The following is a 20,071-nucleotide window of genomic DNA, read 5'->3' as shown; positions in this document are numbered from 1 at the left end:
ACGCGCTATCGCTTACTAAAATTTCCGCGCGGGACGCGAAACCATCCTAAATCCCGGCCTGTATTTGTTAGAGCCGTGTAGTACGATTTAGTTCCGCCGATAGCGCAGAACCGCATGAAATAGTAAGGAGTAGCGGCAGCTCGTATGGAATAGCAGGTTTTAGTAAAACCGAAAAAAAAGGCACACCCACCCACACCCGGTAAGCGTGCCCAACGCTAAGGCGAACTAAGGCACAGGAGAACTAAGCCACAGGCGAGCTGTGCCGGGAATCGATCACGCTCCCGCACATCCGAAAAAAGCAAAAACAGCCGGCGTAAACGACCGTCGCGGCGCACCCGGCGCCGCGATGGTTGTGTGACCAGCCCGCCCGGCATGCGGGCGGGCTCATGGGCCATCAGGCAAAAACGTCGCGTGCGACCGCCGTATTGGCTTCAATCGCCGGATAGAATTCGCGGTCTTCCTTCTTCATGCGCTCATACAGGGTCTTGAGCACCACATTGGCTTCGTCGCGGAAGGTTTCGGGCTGCTCGGCCAACTGGCGCGGCGTATTCCACTTGGCGGCGAAGGCCAGATAGGCGCCCGAGATGCCGTCCATCTCGCCGCGATAGCGCGCGCTCATGCGCGCCAGCACCGCGTCGCCGCTCGCTTCCAGCGCCGGGTACAGCACCCGGTCCTCGACCGCCAGATGCAGCTTGATGACGCCGCTCATGGCGACGATGCGGGCCGAGATATCGGCCGCGTGCTCGCCGATGCCGCTCTGCACCAGCTTGCGCAGGCCGGCGATGGCGTCGAGGATGTCGGTATGCTGGTGCTTGAACTTGTCGATGTTCATGGTGCTGTCCTTTTCCGTGGAGTGTGCGCCAAGTGTAAAACAAAACACCTAAACATGCAAATTATATATATGTTTATGGTATCAATGTCAAGTGTGCTTTGCCGACGCATCAGCGGCACATCAGCGGCACATCATCGGCACATCATGGGCATGATAGTCGCGCTCACGCGGCAAACGCGATCCGCATGACGGCCGCATTCGCCTCCTGCAACAGGCCCTTCAGTTCCGCGTGGCGCGGGCGGGCGTCGGAGATGAACAGCATGGTGCCTATCATCTGCGACACGATGAGGGCGCCGCGGATTTCGCACTGGCGCGGCGTCATGTGCGGCGCGATATCCTTGATGAGATTGCGCAGCGTCTTGCGCGCCCGCGTCATCATCTTGTCGAAGATCTGGGCCGCGTAAGCGTGGCGGTTGGCCAGCGCCGAGATTTCAAAAAACAGGCCGCAGGAAATCGGATCGCGCAGGTCGTCCAGAAAATAATCGATGACGGCCTTGAACAGTTCCAGCCGCGCGCCCTTGCCCAGCTGCGCCACGCGCTCGTCGATGCCGGCCTGGTAGCGGTCGAAGGTCTGCACCAGCAGCGCCTCGATCAAGGCGTCGCGGCTGGGATAATAGTGCTGCACGTTCGACAGGCTCACGCCCAGTCGCAGCGCCACGCTGCGCATCGACAGCGCCGCGTAGCCATGATTGGCCAGCAGCACGCGCGCCACGTCGAGGATGGCGCCGGCCCGCTCATAGCCCTTGCTGGTGGTGTTCGATTCCTTGTTGCGCAGCGGCGTGTCGGCGTTTTTGCTCATGGTGCGGCGGCTCGTGAAATGAGATAGATTATTGATCCGTTTGACAAGTAGGTCAAGAGACCTATAAAGTCTAGGTCAGCAGACCTATTTTTATAAAGTCGTCGCAACGACCAGGAGACGGCACGATGGAGACGGCAAGATGATACCGCGCACGCTGTTTGGCGAAGAACACGAGATGCTGCGCGCCTCCGCGCGCCGCTTCATGGAAAGCGAGGTGGCGCCGTACCACGAGCGCTGGGAAGAGCAGGGCTATGTCGACCGCGACATCTGGACCCGCGCCGGCGCCGCCGGCTTCCTGTGTCCGAGCATGCCGGAGCGCTACGGCGGCGCCGGCGCCGGCCGCTTGCACAGCGTGGTGCTGATCGAGGAGCAGACCCGCATCGGCGCCACCGGCCTCGGTTTCGGCCTGCACTCGGAAATCGTCGCGCCCTACCTGCTCCATTACGGCGGCGAGGCGCTCAAGCGGCGCTACCTGCCGGCCATGGCCAGCGGCGCCATGATAGGCGCCATCGCCATGACGGAACCGGGCGCCGGCTCCGACCTGCAGGGCGTGCAGACGACGGCCGTGCGCGACGGCGACCACTATGTGCTGAACGGGTCCAAGACCTTCATCACCAACGGCTGGCACGCCGACCTGGTGATCGTCGTCGCCAGGACCGACGCGGCCGCCGGCGCCAAGGGCATCAGCCTGTTCGTGGTCGACACGTCGATGGCGGGCTTCGTCAAAGGCCGGCGCCTGAAAAAGGCCGGCATGAAGGCGCAGGACACGTCCGAACTGTTTTTTGACAACGTGCGCGTGCCGGCCGCCAACCTGCTCGGCGAGGAGGGCCGCGGCTTTTCCTACCTGATGCAGGAGCTGCCGTGGGAGCGCCTGCAAATCGCCATCATGGCGGTCGAATCGGCCGCCGCCGGCCTCGCGTGGACGCTGGATTACACGCGCCAGCGCCAGGCTTTCAAGCGCGCCGTGATCGACTTCCAGACCGTGGCCCACGCGCTGGCCGAGATCAAGACCGAGGTGACGATGGCGCGCGTGTTCGTCGACCGCTGCATCGAACTGCTGCTCGACCAACAGCTCGACGCCGCCACCGCCTCGATGGCCAAATACTGGACCACGGAGATGCAGTTCCGCGCGCTCGACCGCTGCGTGCAGCTGCACGGCGGCTATGGCTATATGTGGGAATACCCGATCACGCGCGCCTGGGCCGACGCCCGCGTGCAGCGCGTCTACGGCGGTACCAACGAGATCATGAAAGAACTCATCAGCCGCGGCCTGTAAAGGAAAGAGGACATGGAAGCCTACATCTACGACGCCGTGCGCACGCCGCGCGGCAAGGGAAAAAAAGACGGCGCCCTGCACGGCGTGACGCCGCTGCGGCTGGCCGAAACGGCCTTGCGGGCGCTGGCCGCGCGCAACGCGCTCGACACCGCCCTGATCGACGACGTGGTGCTCGGCTGCGTCGAACCGGTGGGCGAGCAGGGCGCCTGCATCGGCCGCATCGCCGCGCTGGCGGCCGACTACCACGAGAGCGTGGCCGGGGTGCAGATCAACCGCTTCTGCGCCTCCGGCCTGGAGGCGTGCAATATGGCGGCCGCGCAGGTGATGTCGGGCCAGTCCGACCTGGTGGTCGGCGGCGGCGTCGAGGCGATGTCGCGCGTGCCCATGGGCGCCAGCGGCTGGGCCTGGCCGGTCGACCCGCAGGTGGCGCTGAAAACCTATTTCGTGCCGCAGGGGATAGCGGCCGACGCCATCGCCACGCTGTACGGCCATGGCCGCGCCGACGTCGACGCCTACGCCGCCGAGAGCCACCGCCGCGCCCACCACGCGTGGGAAAGCGGCTGGTTCGCCGGCTCGGTGGTGCCGGTGCTCGACTACAACGGCCTGACCATCCTGGCGCGCGACGAGACGGTGCGGCCGGCGACCACGGTGGCCTCGCTGGCCGCGCTCAAGCCGGCCTTCGCCGCCCTCGGCGAGCAGTTCGGCTTCGACGCCGTGATCGGCCAGCGCTACCCGCACATCGAAACGATCAACCATGTCCACCACGCCGGCAACAGCTCGGGCATCGTCGACGGCGCGGCGGCGGTCTTGATCGGCAACCGCGCCATCGGCGCGCGCGCCGGCCTGACGCCGCGCGCCCGCATCCGCGGCTTCGCCTCGGTCGGCAGCGAACCGTCGCTGATGCTCACGGGGCCCAGCTACGCCGCCGAAAAGGCGCTCAAGCGCGCCGGCATGCGCGCCGCCGACATCGACCTGTTCGAGTTGAACGAAGCCTTCGCCTCGGTGGTGCTGCGCTTCATGGACGCGCTGGCCATCGCGCACGACAAGATCAACGTCAACGGCGGCGCCATCGCCATGGGCCACCCGCTGGGCGCGACCGGCGCCATGATACTGGGCGTGCTGCTCGACGAAATGGAGCGGCGCGATCTGAGCACGGGCCTCGTCACGCTGTGCGTCGGCGCCGGCATGGGCACGGCCACCATCATCGAACGCATTTGAAGGAAGGCCCTATGATCGACTTCACCCTCGATGCCGACGGCATCGCCACGCTGAGCTGGAATATGCCGGGCCGCGGCCAGAACGTGATGAACCAGGCCAGCTGCGACGCGCTGTGCGAGGCCATCGCGCGCGCGGTCGCCGAGCCGGCCGTCAAGGCCATCTTGATGACGTCGGCCAAGCCGGACTTCATCGCCGGCGGCGACCTCGCCTGGCTGCTGGCCGCGCACGACGCCGCGCCGCTGTTCGCGCAGGTCACGCGGCTGCACCGCGCGCTGCGCGCGCTGGAAAACTGCGGCAAACCGGTGGCGATGGCCTTGCCCGGCTCCGCACTCGGCGGCGGGCTGGAGGTGGCCCTGTGCGGCCATTACCGCGTCGCCGCCGACGCGGCGGGCGCCCGTTTCGGCCTGCCCGAAGTGGGCCTGGGTCTGCTGCCGGGCGGCGGCGGCACGCAGCGGTTGCCGCGCCTGATCGGCATCGAAAAAGCGCTGCCGCTGCTGCTCGAAGGGCGGCGCCTCACGGCGGCCGAGGCGCTGAAAGCCGGCATCCTCGACGCGGTTGTACCGATCGGTACAGAAGCCGCCACGGCCTGCGCCTGGCTGCAACTGGCGCTGCTGGCCGGCGGCACCCACCAGCCCTGGGACCTGAAGGGCTACCAGACGCCCGGCGGCGCCATGGCCTCGCCCGCGATGCAGCAGCGGATGATGGCCGCCAACGCGATGGTGCGCGCCACCACCCACGGTAATTATCCGGCGCCGAAAAACATCCTGTCCTGCGTCTACGAAGGCATGCTGACCGACCTCGATACCGGCCTGACGACCGAGGCGCGCTACTTCGTGCACACCGTGCTGACGCCGCAAGCCAAATGCATGATACGCACGCTGTTCTTCAGCATGAACGAGGCGGGCAAGCCGGCCGCGCGACCGGCCGGCCTGCCGACGCAGCGCTACAGCAAAATCGGCGTGATCGGCGCCGGCATGATGGGCGCGGGCATCGCCTACGTCGCGGCCAGGGCCGGCCTGCAAGTGGCGCTGCTGGACCGGACGCAGGACGCGGCCGACCACGGCAAGGCCCATGCGCGCGCGCTGCTCGACCGGCGCCGCGCGCGCGGCCAGGACACGCCGGCCCAGCTGGACCAGGCGCGGGCGCTGCTGGGCCGCATCGCCGCCGGCACCGACTACGCGCTGCTCGACGGCGCGCAGCTGGTCATCGAAGCCGTGTTCGAGGATCGCGCCACCAAGGCCGCCGTCATCCGCGGCGCCGAGGCGGTGCTGGCGCCGGACGCCGTGCTGGCCTCGAACACGTCGACGCTGCCGATCGACGGCCTGGCCGAGGCGAGCGCGCGGCCCGACCATGTCATCGGCCTGCATTTCTTTTCGCCGGTCGACAAAATGAAGCTGGTCGAAGTGGTCGTCGGCCGCCGCACCAGCGGGGCCACGCTGGCGCGCGCGCTCGACCTGGTGCGCGCGCTGGGCATGACGCCCATCGTCGTCAACGACGCGCGCGGCTTTTACACCAGCCGGGTGTTTTCGACCTATGTGCTGGAAGGGCTGGCGATGCTGGCCGAGGGCGTCGCGCCGGCGCTGATCGACAACGCCGGCCTGCAGGCCGGGATGCCGGTCGGCCCGCTGGCGCTGACCGATGAAGTGTCGAGCCAATTGCTGGACCGGATCGACCGCCAGAGCGCGCGCGATCTGGGCGCGGACTATCAGCGCCGCCCCGGCCAAGAGGTGGCGGCGACCATGGCCGCGCTGGGCCGCATCGGCAAAAAAGCGGGACTGGGCTTTTACGATTATCCGGCCGGCGCCAAAAAGCGCTTGTGGCCCGGCCTCGGCGAACTGTATCCGCGCGCCGCGCGCCAGCCCAATGTGGCGCAGCTGGTCGAGCGCCTGACGGTGGTGCAGGCGGTGGAGGCGGCGCGCTGCATGGAGGAGGGCGTGCTGACGACGGCGCGCGACGCCGACGTCGGCGCCATCCTCGGCTGGGGCTTTCCGGCCTTCCTGGGCGGGCCCCTGAGCATGGTGGACGGCGCCGGCCTGGCGGCCTTCGTCGCCCGGTGCGAGCGCCTGGCGGCCGCGCACGGCCCGCGCTTCGCCGCGCCGGCGCTGCTGGCGACGATGGCCGAACAGGGCCTGTCGTTTTATCCGGCCGGACCGGATTCGGCGGCCACCCCGGCCTGACGGCGCGCCGGCGCACCGACGGAGCGTTACAAATCGGCCGGGCGATGGTAATGTGGCATCCTGGACCGGCCCCCGCTTGCGACGATGCGACTCGACACACTGCAAAAACTGCGTAAACTATACATCCTGTCGTCGGTCGCGGTGGCGCTCGTGCTGCTGGTGGTGTCGGCCTTCGTGGCCCAGACCCTGCACCAAAGCCGCCAGCGCTACTACGACAACGCCGAGGAAACCTCGCGCAACCTGGCGATCTCGCTGGAGAATTTTCTGCGCGCGTATTTTCAGGAGGTCGACCTGGCGCTGCGCCGCGCCGGCGGCGAATTCCTGGCCATGCACAAGGAGCGGCGCTTCGACGACGAGCGCTTCAGCGCCTATCTGCGCTCGCTCAAGGAGCGCATCCCGCACGCCCGTTCCATCCGCGGCTCGGACCGCGACGGCCGCGTCATCTACGGCGAAGACATCGACCCGGCCCACCTCCAGGACTTGTCGATCCGCGAATTTTTCGCGCGCGTCAAGACCGAACGCACGCTCGTCTTCGGCGTGCCGGTCAAGTCGCGCATCAGCGGCGAATGGGTGCTGCCGCTGGTGTTTCCGCTGACGCTGCCCGACGGCGCCTTCGGCGGCAGCGCCTACATCAACCTCAACAACACCACCATCAACGAGCTGTTCTCGTCGCTGCGCCTGGGACCGAACGGCGTCATCACCCTGCTCGACGACCGCCGCCGCATCCTGCACCGCTATCCCTTCAACGACGGCGTGGTGATCGGCAGCCCGATCAACCTGTCGCCGCAGACCACGGCCGTGCTCAACAGCGAGCGGCGGCGCGCCACCTACACCTCGGTGAGCTTGCGCGACGGCCAGCAGCGCGTGCTGAGCATCGAGCGCATCGGCGACTACCCGGTCTATGTCCTGGTCGGCATGGCCAGCGCCGACTTCCTGGCGCCGTGGCGCGAGGAGGTGCGCAACGACGTCATCTTCCTGGCGCTGCTGTACGCCCTGGCCGGCGCCGCGCTGGCCGCCGTGCGCCTGACGCTGCGGCGCCAGTACCAGGGCTTCACCCAGTTGCTGGAAAAAGACCAGGCGCTGCAAGGCTCGCTGGCCCGGCTGACGCAGTCGGAGTCGCGCTGGCGCTCGCTCACCGAAGGCTTGCCGCAGATGGTGTGGACCATCACGCCGCCGGCGCTGCGGCTCGATTTCCTCAGCCACCACTGGCACGACTACACCGGCGTCCCGGTGGCGCGCCTGCTCGGCGGCGCCATCTGGCTCGGCATCCTCCATCCCGACGACCGCGCCGGCGTCGAAGCCGAATGGGCGCGCGCGCTGGCGGCCGGCGCCCAGTTCCGCTGCGACTGCCGTCTGCGCCGCGCCGACGGCGCCTGGCGCGTGTTCGACCACCACGCGCTGCCGCAGCGGGACGCCGGCGGGGCCATCGTGTGCTGGGTCGGCAGCAGCACCGACATGACGGAAACCCGCGAGGCCCACGCGGCGCTGACGGCGGCCACCGACGCGGCGCTGGCGGCCGGCCGCGCCAAGTCCGACTTCGTCGCCAACATGAGCCACGAAATCCGCACGCCGATGAACGCGGTGCTCGGCATGCTGCAACTGCTGCAGCAAACGGCGCTCGGCGTGCGCCAGCGCGACTACGCCGCCAAGGCCGAAACGGCGGCCCGCGCCCTGCTCGGGCTCCTCAACGACATCCTCGATTTCTCCAAGGTCGAAGCGGGCAAGCTGGTGCTCGAACGTCAGCCCTTCAGCGTCGAGCAGCTGCTGCGCGACCTGGCCGTGATCCTGTCGGCCAACGTCGGCGCCAAGCAGGTCGAGGTGCTGTTCCAGATCGATCCGGACCTGCCGCGCTGGCTGTGCGGCGACGCGCTGCGCCTGCAACAGGTGCTGCTCAATTTGAGCGGCAACGCCATCAAGTTCACCGACCGCGGCGACGTGGTGCTGTCGGCGCGGCTGGCCGCGCGCGACGCCGACGGCCTGCACGTGGCCTTCGCCGTGCGCGACACCGGCATCGGCATCTCGGCCGAACAGTGCTTGCGCATTTTCGACGGCTTCTCGCAGGCCGAGGCGTCGACCGCGCGCCGCTACGGCGGCAGCGGCCTGGGACTGGCGATCAGCCGGCGCCTGGTGCAGCTGATGGGCGGCGCGCTGCGCGTGGACAGCGCCGAAGGCCGCGGCAGCGTGTTCAACTTCAGCGCCGTGTTCCAGCCGGCCGAGGCGCCGCCCGCGCCGGCGGGGCAAACGGAGCGAGCAATTAATCCGGCGCAGCTGCGCGACCTCGATTGCCTGGTGGTGGACGATAACGCCAGCGCCCTCACGGTGCTGCGCGAGATGGCGCTGTCGCTCGGCTGGCGCGTCGAGACGGCCGACAATGGCCGCGCCGCGCTGGCCGCCGTCGCCGGGCGCGGCGCCGAACGGCCCTACGACGTCGTCCTCATCGACTGGCGCATGCCGCAGTTGGACGGCTGGGAAACCAGCCGCCAGATCCGCCAGCTGTTGCAGCCGCCGGCGCGCACGCCGCTCATCATCATGGTCACCGCCCACGACCGCGAACTGCTGGCGCAGCGGCAGGCGCAGCACGCGCCCGTCCTCGACGGCATGCTGGTCAAGCCGGTGACCGCTTCGATGCTGTTCGACGCCGTGGCCGACGCCACCCTGGGCGCGCGCACGGGCGCGTTCGCGATGACGTCGGCGCCGGCGCCATCGCAAATGCGATTGGCCGGCATGCGCCTGCTGCTGGTCGAAGACAATCCCACCAACCAGCAGGTGGCGCGCGAACTGCTGGCCAACGAGGGCGCGCGGGTCGACTTGGCCAGCGGCGGCCGCGAAGCCGTCGACGCGCTGCTGCGCGCCGCCGCGCCGCCGCAACTGGTGCTGATGGATATCCAGATGCCGGACATGGACGGCTACGCCGCCACGGCGGCGATCCGCGCGCAACTGGGCTTGCTGGCGCCGCCCATCGTCGCGATGACCGCCAACGCCATGCCGTCCGACCGCCAGGCCGCGCTGGCGGCGGGCATGGTCGACCACGTCGGCAAGCCCTTCGACCTGGCGCAGCTGATCGACGTCATCCTGCGCCACACGCGGCGCGGCGATGCCGCCGCCGCGCCCGAAAAAATAACGGAGGCCGCGCCGCCGCCGCCGGCCGGGCCGGCGTCCGCCGCGCCGGCGCAGCTGTTGAACGGCGCGGCGGCCCTCAAGCGCATGGGCGGCTTGATGCAGGTGTATCTCGGCGCGCTGCGCGGTTTCATCGGCGAGGCGGCCGCGCTGGCGGCGACGCTGCGCGCCTTGCAGCCGCCGCACGACCGCGGCGCCATCGAGTCCACGCTGCACCTGCTCAAAGGCCTGGCCGGCACGGTCGGCGCCGAGCGCCTGTATGGCCTGGCCGCGCGGGCCGAACGCAGCGCGCGCCAGGGCGATGCCGGCGCCGACGTTGACGGCGATGGCGATGGCGATGACGGCGGCAGCCATCGCCTGCGACACGACATCGACCAGCTGTTGGCCGCCGTGCCGCAAACGGTGGACGCGGTCGCGCTGCTGGTGCGCCAGCTGGAGGCGGCCGCCGCCACCGGCGCGCCGCCGTCCGCGTGAGCGCATCGGTGCCCCATGTGCCACGCGCGCGCCGGTTTTGCGCGCGCCGCGCCGTCAGGAACGCATGTAGGCCCAGCCTTCGGTCTGGCGTTTGATGAGTTCCACGACGCCGGCCGGCACGTAGCCGATTTTGGCGATCATGTCCTCGGGCTGCAAATGCATGCCGTGCATGGTGTTCTGGCAGGCGAAAACGCCGATCCCGGCCTGCATCGCTTCCTGCACGCGGGCGGCCACCTCGGAATCGGCCTTCAACATGCCGATGCCCGGTCCGAAGGCGACGATCTCGATGGTGATGTTGGCCGCGCCGAGGGCATCCTGGGCGTTGCGCACATTGCCGAGCGTGAGCGACCATTTTTTCGGATCGGCGTCGCTGACCTGGAACGCGGCGCGATACGGCGTCGCCGGCGCGGGCGCGGCTGGCGCCACGGCGGCGGCGCTCGCGCCGGCCGACAGCGCGCCCACCGCCGCCAGCGTCACCGAGCGTGTCATCATCGTGCGGCGGGTAGTGGAGAGATCTTTCATATGCGGCCTTTCGGTGAAATCGATAGAGGGGAGCGACGCTCAGCGACGCAGTGTCGACGCGTCCTGCCCGAACAGCAGCTTGGCCGATTCCGCGTTGACGGTCGGCGCCGTGTTGACGGTGAGCGCCAGCGCGTAGGCGCGTTGCGTCGCCGGCCGCTGGCCGACGCGCGCGAACCATGCCGCCAGCGCCGGGAAGTCGGCCAGGTCCTGGCGCTGCTTCTCGTGGGGCACGATCCACGGATAGCAGGCCATGTCGGCGATGCTGTAGCCGGCGCCGCAGATGTAGTCGCGGCCATCGGCCAGGTGGCGATCGAGCACGCCGTACAGGCGCGCCGTTTCCTTCACGTAGCGCTCGATGGGGTAGGGCAGCGGCTCCGGCGCATACTGCGTGAAGTGGTGGTTCTGGCCGGCCATGGGGCCGAGGCCGCCCATCTGCCAGAACAGCCATTGCAGCGCGACGTTGCGGCCGCGCAGATCCTGCGGAATAAAACGGCCGCTCTTGTCGGCGAGGTAAAGCAGGATGGCGCCCGATTCGAATATCGAAATCGGCGCGCCGCCGTCGGCCGGCTCATGGTCGACGATGGCGGGAATGCGGTTATTCGGCGCGATGTCCAAAAACTCCGGCCTGAATTGCTCGCCCTGGCCGATGTGCACCGGCGTGATGCGATAGTCGAGGCCCGCCTCTTCGAGGAAGAGCGTGATTTTATGGCCGTTGGGCGTGGTCCAGTAGTGTAGGTCTATCATGGTGTGCCCGGTCAGGAAAGGAGTCGGCCATGCTACCATTTTTAACAGCCCGGCGTCGGCCCACGCTACACCAGTCCGCGCTACACCAGTCCTGCTACACCAGTCCTATATCGCGCGCCTTCACGCCGCTGAAGATGCGCTCGACCTGCGCCGCGTTCAAACCGTACATGCGCGCGAACAGGCCGCCGAACACGGCGCGGTATTCGTTCAGCACCGGGAAGTCGCGGTTCTGGTTCAGGCTCGCGCGGTCGACCTTCACCTGCTCGCCCAGCACCTGGCCGCCATGCACGCTGCCGCCCAGCACCCAGTACGCCGTGCCGTGTCCGTGGTCGGTGCCGCGGTTGCCGTTTTCCTTGAAGGTGCGGCCGAATTCACTGATGACGACGACCACGGTGTCCTTCCAGTCGCCGCCCATCTCCTGTGAAAACGCCGCCAGTCCGCGCCCCAGCTCATCGAAGCGGCCGGCCAGATAACCGGTGCCGTTGCCCTGTCCGACGTGGGTGTCCCAGCCGCCGACGTCGACGAAACCGATGCTGTATTTTTCCTTCATCAGCCGCGCGATGCGGCGCGCTTCCAGCTCGAAGCCCTTGGCCGTGATGGCGTCGCGGCTGGCCGCCTGCATCTCGCCGGCCAGCTCCTGCGCCAGCTCCTTGCGCACGCTGAAGCCCTCGTTGACCTGCTGCGCCAGCGCGCTGCCCTTGTACATGGCGGCGATGATGTCGCTCTGGCGCTGGTCCAGCGCCGGCTTGGCCAGCGAGCGCAGGGCGCTGTTCGGCACCTGCGCGCTGCCCTGCAGGATGATGGGCAGCTGGTCGGTGAAGGCGATGGCCGCTGCGCCGTTCAGCGTCGCCGCCAGCCGGTTCAAAAAGCCGGACGCGTAGTTGCGCGTGCCCGTCAGCGGCTGTCCGAGCTCGATGCCGTCCTGCGTCTCGAAGTGGCTGCGCGTCATATCCTCGGTGCCGGCGAAGGGAATGAAGGCGGCCTGGCCGTTCTGATACAGCGGATAGATACTCTCGCGCAGCGCCGGATGCAAACCCCAGTCGGCGTTCAGCGGCAGCGCCGTGTTCAAGTCCGCGCCGGGACGCGGCACCGCGATATTGGGCCGGCTCTCGTAATAGAACGGGCTCGATATCGGCACCAGCAGATTGGCGGCGTCGTAGCCGCCGCGCAGGAACACCACCAGCAGTTTCGACTTGGTGGCGGGAGCGGCCCACAGGCCGCCCATGCGCGCGGCCAGCGGCAGCATGGCCAGCGTGTGGATAAAGGTGCGGCGTTGCATGGCATGTCCTCCTGTTTATCGGTGCATCATTTCCGGCGACGACAGCAAATAGGTGTTCCACTCCTGCGGCGACGCGGCCTGCTCCAGCGCGCCCCGCGTGGCCGCGCTCAGGCCGGGCTGCAAGGACTGGTAATACAGCGCGTTGGCCAACTGCGGAAAGGCCGGCTTTTCCAGCGGCTGCGGGCCGTCGGTCTTGAACAGGCCCGCGCTGCCGGAGCCGATGGCCTTGGCGATTTCAAAGCGGGTGCCCATCTGCCCCGGACTGGCCCACGCCGACTGCGTCAGCGCATAGCCGTCCGGCGTCTGGCGGCCGTACAGCGGCTCGCCCATGCGATTGAGCCAGTTCAGCATCGGACCGGCGTTCAAGATCGTCTTGTCGTCGTAGGCCAGGCGCACGGACGACACCACGTAATGGACCGGGTCCTTGAATTTCTGCGCCAGCGAGGCCGTGAACTCGGCCGAATGGAACAGCGTGGCCAGCGTGGCGGCGATGTCGCCGTCGCTCTTCAAAAACGTCTGCGCCATGCGCTCGACCAGCGCCGGCGGCGGATCGTCGGAGACGAAGTACAGCGCCAGCTTGCGGCTGATGAAATGCGCCGTCGCCGGACTGCGGCTCAAGCGGTCGATGGCCTCGTCGATTTCAGCCAGTCCGCGCGCACGGACCGGCTGGCCGAGGAAATCCTTGGCGCCGTAATCGTGGCGGTTGGGATTGAACTCGAACAGGCCGCGCCGCACGTACTGCGCTTGCAGCTCGCGCTTGACGTTGGGCGTGGTCGTGCCCATGTTGACGCCGACGCCGGTCAGCACCCGCGCCAGTTCCTGCACGTCGTGCTGGCTGTAGCCGCCGTCGACGCCCAGCGTGTGCAGCTCCATCAACTCGCGCGCATAGTTTTCGTTGATATGGCCGGCCGCGTTCTGTTCATTGTCCAGATAGCGCAGCATGGCCGGATGGTGCACGGTGGCCGCCAGCAGCTCGCGGAATTTACCCAGCGCGTGCGGGCGGATCGCCTGGTCTTCGTAATCGCCGACCAGCACCCGCAGATTCGATTTGTACAGGTGGACGTTGAAGTGATTGAGCCAGAACCACGTCATCTGCTCCTTCAACTGGTTGGGCGAATACAGGTCGCGCAGCAGCGAGCGCGTGGCGGCCTCCTTGCCGAGGCGGTTCAGCTCCTGCTGATACGCCGTCTGCGCGGCCTTTTTCTGGTCGTCGTCGGTGATCGCGTTGGCGTCCTTGCGCTGCTGGTCCATCTTCAGGTTGAGCTGATCCATCGGCGTTTGCGAGATCGTCATCGCATCGATCTGCGCCTGCGGCGCGGCCGGCAGCGGCGCCGCGGTCGGATGCAACTGCCGCTGCAAATAGCGCTCGGAACCCTGTGCGGCGATGGCGCGGTCGCTGCCCTCGTTGACGCCCCAGCTGATGCGGTTCAGCAGATTCAGTTGCTGCTGCTTCTGCAATTCGGGGCGCGGCGCGGTGCCGATCTGGCCGCCGTCGTTCACGGTGGCGCAGCCGGCCAACGCGCCGAGCGCGCAGAGGGCGCTCGCGGTCGACAGCAGGGTGCTAGGGCAGGGGATGCGCATGGGTCTGGACTCCGGTTGACGCAACTGTAACGCGACCGGGGTCCGCACGTCTGACTTCCGCCCGATTACTTTGCAACGGATTGTAATCATACGGCGCGCGATATCCCTACGGCGCCCAAGGATTAATAAAACCTCGCTTGTTTTATATTTCAACCGAAGCATACAATGCAGCGTTAATTTAAAGGCAATTGCAAAGGGACTCGATGTTGAAGAACGCGTGGCGTAGCGGCTTGATGGCGATGGCGGCATGGCCGGCAGCACATGATAATGCGATGGCCGAGTCGCGCCTGGGCGACCACTATGCGGCCGGCCTGGGCGTCGAACGCGACGACGCGCAGGCGGTGGCGTGGTATTACAAATCGGTGGCACACGGCGACTCCCACGGCCAGGCCGCGCTGGGCGCCATGTATGAGCAGGGGCTGGGCGTGACGGCCGATTTTCGGCAGGCGCAAAAACTATATGCGTGGTCGGCGGCGAAAAATAATCGCGCCGGCATGTACCGCCTGGCCGCCATGTTTGAACGTGGACGCGGCATCGACCAGAGTAACGCCGATGCGCTGCTGTGGTATCAGCGCGCCGCGCGGCTGAACAACGTCAAGGCCGTCGAGCGCCTGATCGATGTCTACGAAAACGGTCAGCTGGGACAAGGCGCCGATCCGGCCGCCGTCCTGCGCCTGCGCGCCACGGCCCGGCAATTGCACGACGCCGGCGCCGACGACGCCCAGACACTGTGACGACGGGAGCCCAAATGCATTCGATATTCACCACGCAGTCGGTCGACTGGCCCGCCGTCGCCAGCCTGTTTGTGCAGGTGGGTTGGGGCGTGCGCGCGCCGCTCGAAATCCGCGCGGCGTTTGAAAAAAGCAGCCACGTGATCTTTATCTACGATGGCGACGAATTGGCGGCGTTCGGCCGCACCATGGACGATGGCCGCTATTACGCGCTGCTCGTTGATGTGGTGGTGAAGCCGCAATATCAGCAGCGCGGACTGGGGCGCGACGTGGTCGATTATTTGAGGACGCAGCTGGTCGGCTATCGCTTCATCACGCTGACGGCGGCGCCGGGCAAGGAAGACTTTTACTTGAAGCTGGGCTGGCAGCGCCAGGCCACATCGCTGATCTGGCCTGTGAACGACGAACAGAAACGGCTGCACGCGCAGCCGTCGGATTGACGGTCGCGCGTCCGGTTTTAGCCCAGCACCGGCTTGACCTTGGCCGCCGCCGCCTTGGCGATCACGCGCGCGGTGTCGACGTCGTCGGCCGTCGCCAGCGCCACGCCCATGCGGCGGCGCGCGAACGATTCCGGCTTGCCGAACAGGCGGATGTCGGTGCCCGGCACGCTCAGCGCGTCAGCCACGCCCTCGAAGGCGATGCCCTTGGCGTCGTGCTGTCCGTAGATGACGGCCGACGCGCCCGGCGCGCGCAGCGCGACGTTGACCGGCAGGCCGAGGATGGCCTTGGCGTGCAGCTCGAATTCGTTCTGCACCTGCGTGGCCATCGTCACCATGCCGGTGTCGTGCGGGCGCGGGCTCACTTCCGAGAACCACACCATATCATCCTTGACGAACAGTTCGACGCCGAACAGGCCGAGGCCACCGAGGTTGGCGGTGACTTTTTCGGCGATGTCGCGCGCGCGTTCGAGCGCCAGCGGATGCATGGCGCACGGCTGCCATGATTCGACGTAATCGCCCTGCACCTGCACGTGGCCGATAGGCTCGCAGAACTGCGTGTGGACCTGGCCGTCGGCGCCGAGGGCGCGCACCGTCAGCAGCGTGATTTCGTAATCGAAGTCGATGAAGCCTTCGACGATGACGCGGCCGGCGTCGACCCGGCTGCCGGCGGCGGCATAGGCCCACGACGGCGCCACGTCGGCCGCGCTGTCGAGTTTCGACTGGCCCTTGCCGGACGAGGACATCACCGGCTTGACCACGCACGGGAAACCGATGTGCGCGCACGCCGCTTCCAGTTCGGCCAGGCTGCTGGCGAAGCGGAAGGGCGACGTCGCCAGTCCCAGCGTCTCGACGGCCAGGCAGCGTATGCCTTCGCGGTTCATCGTCAGCTGCGTGGCGCGCGCGGTCGGGACGCAGGTGATCTTGCCGGCCGCTTCCAGCTCGGCCAGCGTGGCCGTGGCGATGGCTTCGATTTCCGGCACCACCAGGTGCGGCCGTTCCAGTTCGATCAACGCGGCCAGGGCGGCGCCGTCGGTCATGTCGATCACGTGCGAGCGGTGCGCGACCTGGTGGCCGGGCGCGTTCGGATAGCGGTCGACGGCGATCACTTCGACGCCGAGGCGCTGCAAGGAGATGATGACTTCCTTGCCCAACTCGCCGGAGCCGAGCAGCATGACCTTGATGGCCGTAGGGGAAAGAGGGGTGCCGAAGGTGCGTGGAGTATTCATCGATGGGGACCGGGGTAGTGGCGCCGTGGGCGCGTCAGTGCGAAGGATAAGCTGCGGACTATAGCAAACGGCGCCGCGTTTGGACAGAGCCGCAATAAAAAAGCTTCTTCACGGATCAGAGCGAAACGGCACGCGGCATGGCCGCCCGAGGTGGTGGGTGTAGCCCTGCGCGCCCCTGTGGAAAAGCTTCTATTTCGCCTTCTATTTCCTTCTATTTCCTTCTGCTTTTTTCTGCGCTCTTCAATTTTTGAACTTCATCTGAAACCGCAGGCCTAAATAGTGGAAAGCAGAACAAAATAGAAGGGGGAATAGAATGAAATCCACAGTGAGCCTGCAGGTCGACACCGGCCTCCTCCAGCTGATCGGGCCGGGCGGCGGCAATTGTTTCAGGTGGCGCCGCATGACTGTCGGGGCGCGCTGACGCTTGCGTGTGGCGGCGCACAGAAAAGGGCATGTGACTCGTTCATCATGGCTGCACATAACGCCAAGAGGACACGATCATGAAACGCCATCAACTTATCAGCACACTCGCCTTGAGCGGATTGTTGGCCTTCTGCGGCGGCGCGGCCCGTGCCGACGTGGTCAAATGCGTCGATCAGGAGGGGCACGCCACACTGACCGACCAGGGTTGCGCGGACGGCGAAGTGGCCGAGGCGCCGAGCGAGCATGTGGCGCCGGCGAACGATGAAGCAGTGACGCCACGTGGCGCCGTCGCCCATGATGCCCAGGTGGCCCGCCTCGCGCCCGCCGCCGCAATGCGGGCCATGCGGGCCAAGTCGTGGGAAGCGACGCGCGTTCAGCTGCCGCGCGGACCATCGCCCGATGCGCTGACCATGAAAGCGGCGCGCATGACGATGCAGATGCTCGACGAGCAGGCGCACCAGGCCAAGCTGGTGGCGTCGCGCTGACCGCGCCTAGAAGGAATACACCAGCGTGACCGAAGTCTGCGTGTCGGTGTTCTTTTTATCTTCCGGCACGTTGGTATCGCTGCGCGCGCTGAAGGCGGCCTTCATCTGCATGGTGCTGTTGATTTTCGTGCTGAGCGAGGTTTCCGCCATCGAGTGTGTGTTGACCGCGCCGCGCTCCACGCTCATCGTCTGCGACAGCGCCGCCGTGTCGCTCAACTTCCACTTCAGCGCCGCCGCGCCGCGCACGGTGAGGCCGTTGTCCTCGCCGCCGCTGGCGCGCGTGCCGCTGAAATAACCGGGACCGACTTCGACGTCGACCGTCTTGTCGTCCGACTTGTACCACTGCGAACCCTGGCCGATGCCTATCGTCGAATAGCGGGTATATGCGCCGAATTTGTCATCAACGTGGGAGCCCAGCACGAACAGCCGCGAACCCGGTTGCAGCAGCTTGTAGGCGGCTTTGGCCGACAGCGAGAAGCGCTCGGCCGACACCACCCGCTGCTGCGCGCCATCGGCCTGGGCCTCCTCGTCTTCCTTGTAATAGCCGCTGAGGATATACTCGTTGCTCCACACTTCCAGCTCTTGTTTGGCGTCGATCTTGCCGGTGAAGGAAGCGCCCTGGGTATTGCCGGTGGTGCTGATGGCGCCCAGTTCGGCGGACGTGTTCCACGATCTGGCGGGCAGGCTGTCGGTCGCGCAAGCGGGGAGGGAGAACGTCAGCGCCAGTGCGGCCGACACGAACAACGAAATAGATTTAATTTGCATAGGGGCAGCCAACGCGGTCGGGCGGACGCGATTGGAAATCGCCCGCCGCCGGCTGGCGTGGTTCTGGAATCGAGCCTATATTGTACCGGAGCGCGGCTGCGGGCGTCGTTCGGCAGCCGTGCATTTTTCTGGCCGGAGCGCGCCCATTAGTGGCACAATCCTGCTTTTTCCACCTGATCGCCTGTACATGAATACCATGATGAACCTCTTCGCCGTCCCCGTTTTCGATGCCACCGTGATCTACGAAGGCAATGAACTGTTCAAGGGCCGCGGCTCGGCCGAGCAGTGGGCGCAGCGCCTGACGGCCGAAATCGGCGTCGCCACGACGGTGCAGAAGGTCGGCACCGGCTGGGTCCTGTGCGCGCATCTGGACGGCGCCGATTGCCAGTGGGGCATCTACGGCCAGCGCATCAAGCGCATTAACGGATAAGCCGCCGGCGGGCCGACGAACACGCTCAGGCCAGGATAGAAGACCGGTATCAGCCACCATGAGGTAATCGTGAGGCAACCATGAGCCAACTTTTCCTGTTCTCGAACGCCAGCCCGCACGATATCGACGTCGACGCTTGGTTGCATCAGCAGCCCGATGAACTGGCTGCGATCGCGCGGCATTGGTTCGCGGTCCTGCGCCGCTGCGGCAGCGATGTGCGGGAACTGCTGCATGACGGGCATCCGACGGCCTGCGTCGGCGAGGCCGCATTCGCCTACGTCGATGCCTTTCGGGCGCACGTCAATGTCGGCTTTTTTCAAGGCGCGGCGCTCGATGACCCGGCGGGGCTGCTGGAAGGCGAGGGCAAGTCGATGCGCCACGTGAAGCTGCGGCCCGGACGCCCGGTGGACGCGACCGCGCTGGAACAGCTCATCGCCACCGCGTACGCGGACATGAGGGCGCGACTGAAGGCGGGCTGATGCCACGTTGATGCCACCTTAATGGCTCATGAACGCCTCGTGAATGTCTCAGCGCCCATGGCCGCCGCCATTCTTGCTATACTCGCGGCCATGTGGAAATGGACAAAACGGCGGCACTTGCATATCTGGATCGCGTGTTTCGCGATACTGCTCAATGCGCTCGTGCCATCGATTTCCCACGCGCTCGACGCGATGCAGTCGCACAGCCCGCAAATCGAGATCTGCACCGCCGACGGCATCAAGTACATCGCCCTCGACGGCTCGACGCCGGAAAAGTCGCCGCTCGATTCCATACTTCATCACGTCGAGCACTGCCCATACTGCGTGAGCGACGCCGCCGCGCCGCCGCTGCCCACGACTTACGCGCCTGCCTTGCCCGTGACAAGCGCGATGGCGCCGATGCCGTCCCTGTTTTACCTTTCTCCCGCCCCCTTATTTTCCTGGTCCCAAAGCCACCCCCGCGCGCCGCCCGCCGCCTGACTGACGTTCTCGTTCTGAACTAGCCGTCAGGCGATGCCGGGCCGACCCGCGTCGTCCCCTACCGTCCCGCGTCGTCCCGCCACCGACAGGCCAGCCACGCCTGCCGCGTTGGCGGGGCGGGTCCGCGCCTGCACGATGTCCACGCTTTGAATTATTCCAGGAATACCCATGAAATCGTCTTACTTTCCCATCCCGCCCGCCGCGGTGTCAGCGCCGCGCTCCGGCGCCATCGTGCTCCTGGCCACTTGCATGGCGCTGTCGGTGCAACAGGCGTGGGCCGCCGATCCGGCCGCCGACGCCGCCGACAATGAGCAGCCGCCGCTCGTCATCGTCAGCGCCAACGCGCCGGACCCGATGGAAGTGCGCTCACCGGCCACCACCGCCACCGTCACCGCCCGCCAGCTTGAAGAAACCAACAACGTCATGAACGTCGAAGACGCGCTCAAATACCTGCCCAGCATCCTGGTGCGCAAGCGTTTCGACGGCGACACCCAAGCCCCGGTGGCCACCCGCACCACCGGCGTCAACTCCAGCGCCCGCAGCCTGGTGATGGCCGACGGCGTGATGCTGTCGGCGCTGGTGAACAACAACAA

Annotated in this window: 20 protein-coding genes; 11 read left to right on the top strand and 9 right to left on the bottom strand. The window is 67.0% G+C overall.

All coding sequences use genetic code 11. The annotated features are described in order from the left end of the window. Positions 1-394: 394 nt before the first annotated feature. A complete protein-coding gene (locus tag Q0S71_RS15145) occupies positions 395-832 on the bottom strand; it encodes a hemerythrin domain-containing protein (RefSeq protein WP_295997258.1) in 438 nt (145 codons plus the stop codon). Positions 833-995: 163 nt separating this feature from the next. Beyond that, entirely contained in the window at positions 996-1,631 is a 636-nt protein-coding gene (locus Q0S71_RS15140) for a TetR/AcrR family transcriptional regulator (protein WP_295997254.1), read from the bottom strand. A 139-nt stretch (positions 1,632-1,770) separates the two neighbouring features. Between Q0S71_RS15140 and Q0S71_RS15135 the strand changes: the two genes are divergently transcribed. From Q0S71_RS15135 to Q0S71_RS15120, 4 genes are all read left to right on the top strand, one after another. Next, a complete protein-coding gene (locus tag Q0S71_RS15135) occupies positions 1,771-2,907 on the top strand; it encodes an acyl-CoA dehydrogenase family protein (RefSeq protein WP_295997251.1) in 1,137 nt (378 codons plus the stop codon). A gap of 12 nt (positions 2,908-2,919) precedes the next feature. Beyond that, on the top strand, positions 2,920-4,125 hold the full coding sequence (locus Q0S71_RS15130; RefSeq protein ID WP_295997248.1) for an acetyl-CoA C-acetyltransferase: 1,206 nt from the start codon (positions 2,920-2,922) through the stop codon (positions 4,123-4,125). Positions 4,126-4,136: 11 nt separating this feature from the next. Beyond that, positions 4,137-6,302 carry an FAD-dependent oxidoreductase gene (locus tag Q0S71_RS15125; protein WP_295997245.1) on the top strand — a complete coding sequence of 722 codons (2,166 nt, stop codon included), beginning with the start codon at positions 4,137-4,139 and terminating at the stop codon, positions 6,300-6,302. Between the two features lie 84 nt (positions 6,303-6,386). After that, positions 6,387-9,893: a response regulator gene (locus tag Q0S71_RS15120; RefSeq protein WP_295997243.1), complete on the top strand. Its 3,507-nt coding sequence runs from the start codon at positions 6,387-6,389 to the stop codon at positions 9,891-9,893. A gap of 54 nt (positions 9,894-9,947) precedes the next feature. On the opposite strand, the gene Q0S71_RS15115 is transcribed toward Q0S71_RS15120, so the two are convergent. From Q0S71_RS15115 to Q0S71_RS15100, 4 genes are all read right to left on the bottom strand, one after another. Then, entirely contained in the window at positions 9,948-10,415 is a 468-nt protein-coding gene (locus tag Q0S71_RS15115; protein ID WP_295997240.1) for a DsrE family protein, read from the bottom strand. Between the two features lie 39 nt (positions 10,416-10,454). Then, a complete protein-coding gene (locus tag Q0S71_RS15110; RefSeq protein ID WP_295997238.1) occupies positions 10,455-11,159 on the bottom strand; it encodes a glutathione S-transferase C-terminal domain-containing protein in 705 nt (234 codons plus the stop codon). 94 nt (positions 11,160-11,253) lie between these two features. After that, the gene (locus Q0S71_RS15105) at positions 11,254-12,438 is read right to left on the bottom strand and encodes a DUF1501 domain-containing protein (RefSeq protein WP_295997235.1); all 1,185 of its coding nucleotides are present in this window, start codon (positions 12,436-12,438) and stop codon (positions 11,254-11,256) included. 15 nt (positions 12,439-12,453) lie between these two features. Then, positions 12,454-14,019: a DUF1800 domain-containing protein gene (locus tag Q0S71_RS15100; protein ID WP_295997233.1), complete on the bottom strand. Its 1,566-nt coding sequence runs from the start codon at positions 14,017-14,019 to the stop codon at positions 12,454-12,456. Between the two features lie 272 nt (positions 14,020-14,291). On the opposite strand from Q0S71_RS15100, the gene Q0S71_RS15095 reads away from it, so the two are divergent. Both Q0S71_RS15095 and Q0S71_RS15090 read left to right on the top strand, forming a co-directional pair. Continuing rightward, a complete protein-coding gene (locus Q0S71_RS15095; RefSeq protein ID WP_295997230.1) occupies positions 14,292-14,753 on the top strand; it encodes a tetratricopeptide repeat protein in 462 nt (153 codons plus the stop codon). Positions 14,754-14,767: 14 nt separating this feature from the next. Then, entirely contained in the window at positions 14,768-15,190 is a 423-nt protein-coding gene (locus Q0S71_RS15090; protein ID WP_295997227.1) for a GNAT family N-acetyltransferase, read from the top strand. Positions 15,191-15,207: 17 nt separating this feature from the next. Here the strand turns inward: Q0S71_RS15090 and purT are convergent, their stop codons facing one another. Next, entirely contained in the window at positions 15,208-16,416 is a 1,209-nt protein-coding gene (purT, locus tag Q0S71_RS15085; RefSeq protein WP_295997224.1) for a formate-dependent phosphoribosylglycinamide formyltransferase, read from the bottom strand. Between the two features lie 211 nt (positions 16,417-16,627). Continuing rightward, a complete protein-coding gene (locus Q0S71_RS15080; RefSeq protein ID WP_295997221.1) occupies positions 16,628-16,870 on the bottom strand; it encodes a hypothetical protein in 243 nt (80 codons plus the stop codon). Between the two features lie 46 nt (positions 16,871-16,916). On the opposite strand from Q0S71_RS15080, the gene Q0S71_RS15075 reads away from it, so the two are divergent. Then, positions 16,917-17,324, top strand: coding sequence for a hypothetical protein (locus tag Q0S71_RS15075; RefSeq protein WP_295997218.1), 408 nt, complete (start codon positions 16,917-16,919; stop codon positions 17,322-17,324). 6 nt (positions 17,325-17,330) lie between these two features. Here Q0S71_RS15075 and Q0S71_RS15070 read toward each other — a convergent pair whose 3' ends face one another. After that, entirely contained in the window at positions 17,331-18,089 is a 759-nt protein-coding gene (locus Q0S71_RS15070; protein WP_367185308.1) for a YdiY family protein, read from the bottom strand. Between the two features lie 196 nt (positions 18,090-18,285). Between Q0S71_RS15070 and Q0S71_RS15065 the strand changes: the two genes are divergently transcribed. The 4 genes from Q0S71_RS15065 to Q0S71_RS15050 form a co-directional block, all read left to right on the top strand. Beyond that, positions 18,286-18,519 (top strand): hypothetical protein, encoded by a 234-nt coding sequence (locus tag Q0S71_RS15065; protein WP_367185307.1) that lies wholly within the window; start codon positions 18,286-18,288, stop codon positions 18,517-18,519. A gap of 80 nt (positions 18,520-18,599) precedes the next feature. Beyond that, positions 18,600-18,998 (top strand): DUF1801 domain-containing protein, encoded by a 399-nt coding sequence (locus tag Q0S71_RS15060; protein WP_295997214.1) that lies wholly within the window; start codon positions 18,600-18,602, stop codon positions 18,996-18,998. Positions 18,999-19,115: 117 nt separating this feature from the next. Continuing rightward, the gene (locus tag Q0S71_RS15055; protein WP_295997211.1) at positions 19,116-19,478 is read left to right on the top strand and encodes a DUF2946 domain-containing protein; all 363 of its coding nucleotides are present in this window, start codon (positions 19,116-19,118) and stop codon (positions 19,476-19,478) included. Positions 19,479-19,646: 168 nt separating this feature from the next. Then, positions 19,647-20,071, top strand: a 425-nt coding sequence (locus tag Q0S71_RS15050) for a TonB-dependent receptor plug domain-containing protein (protein WP_367185306.1), incomplete at its 3' end; no start/stop codon positions are given.

Source organism: Rugamonas sp. (genome assembly GCF_025354735.1).
Lineage (GTDB): Bacteria > Pseudomonadota > Gammaproteobacteria > Burkholderiales > Burkholderiaceae_D > Rugamonas.
Note: the sequence above shows the minus strand (reverse complement) of the source record. Positions and strands in the feature narration are given on the sequence as shown.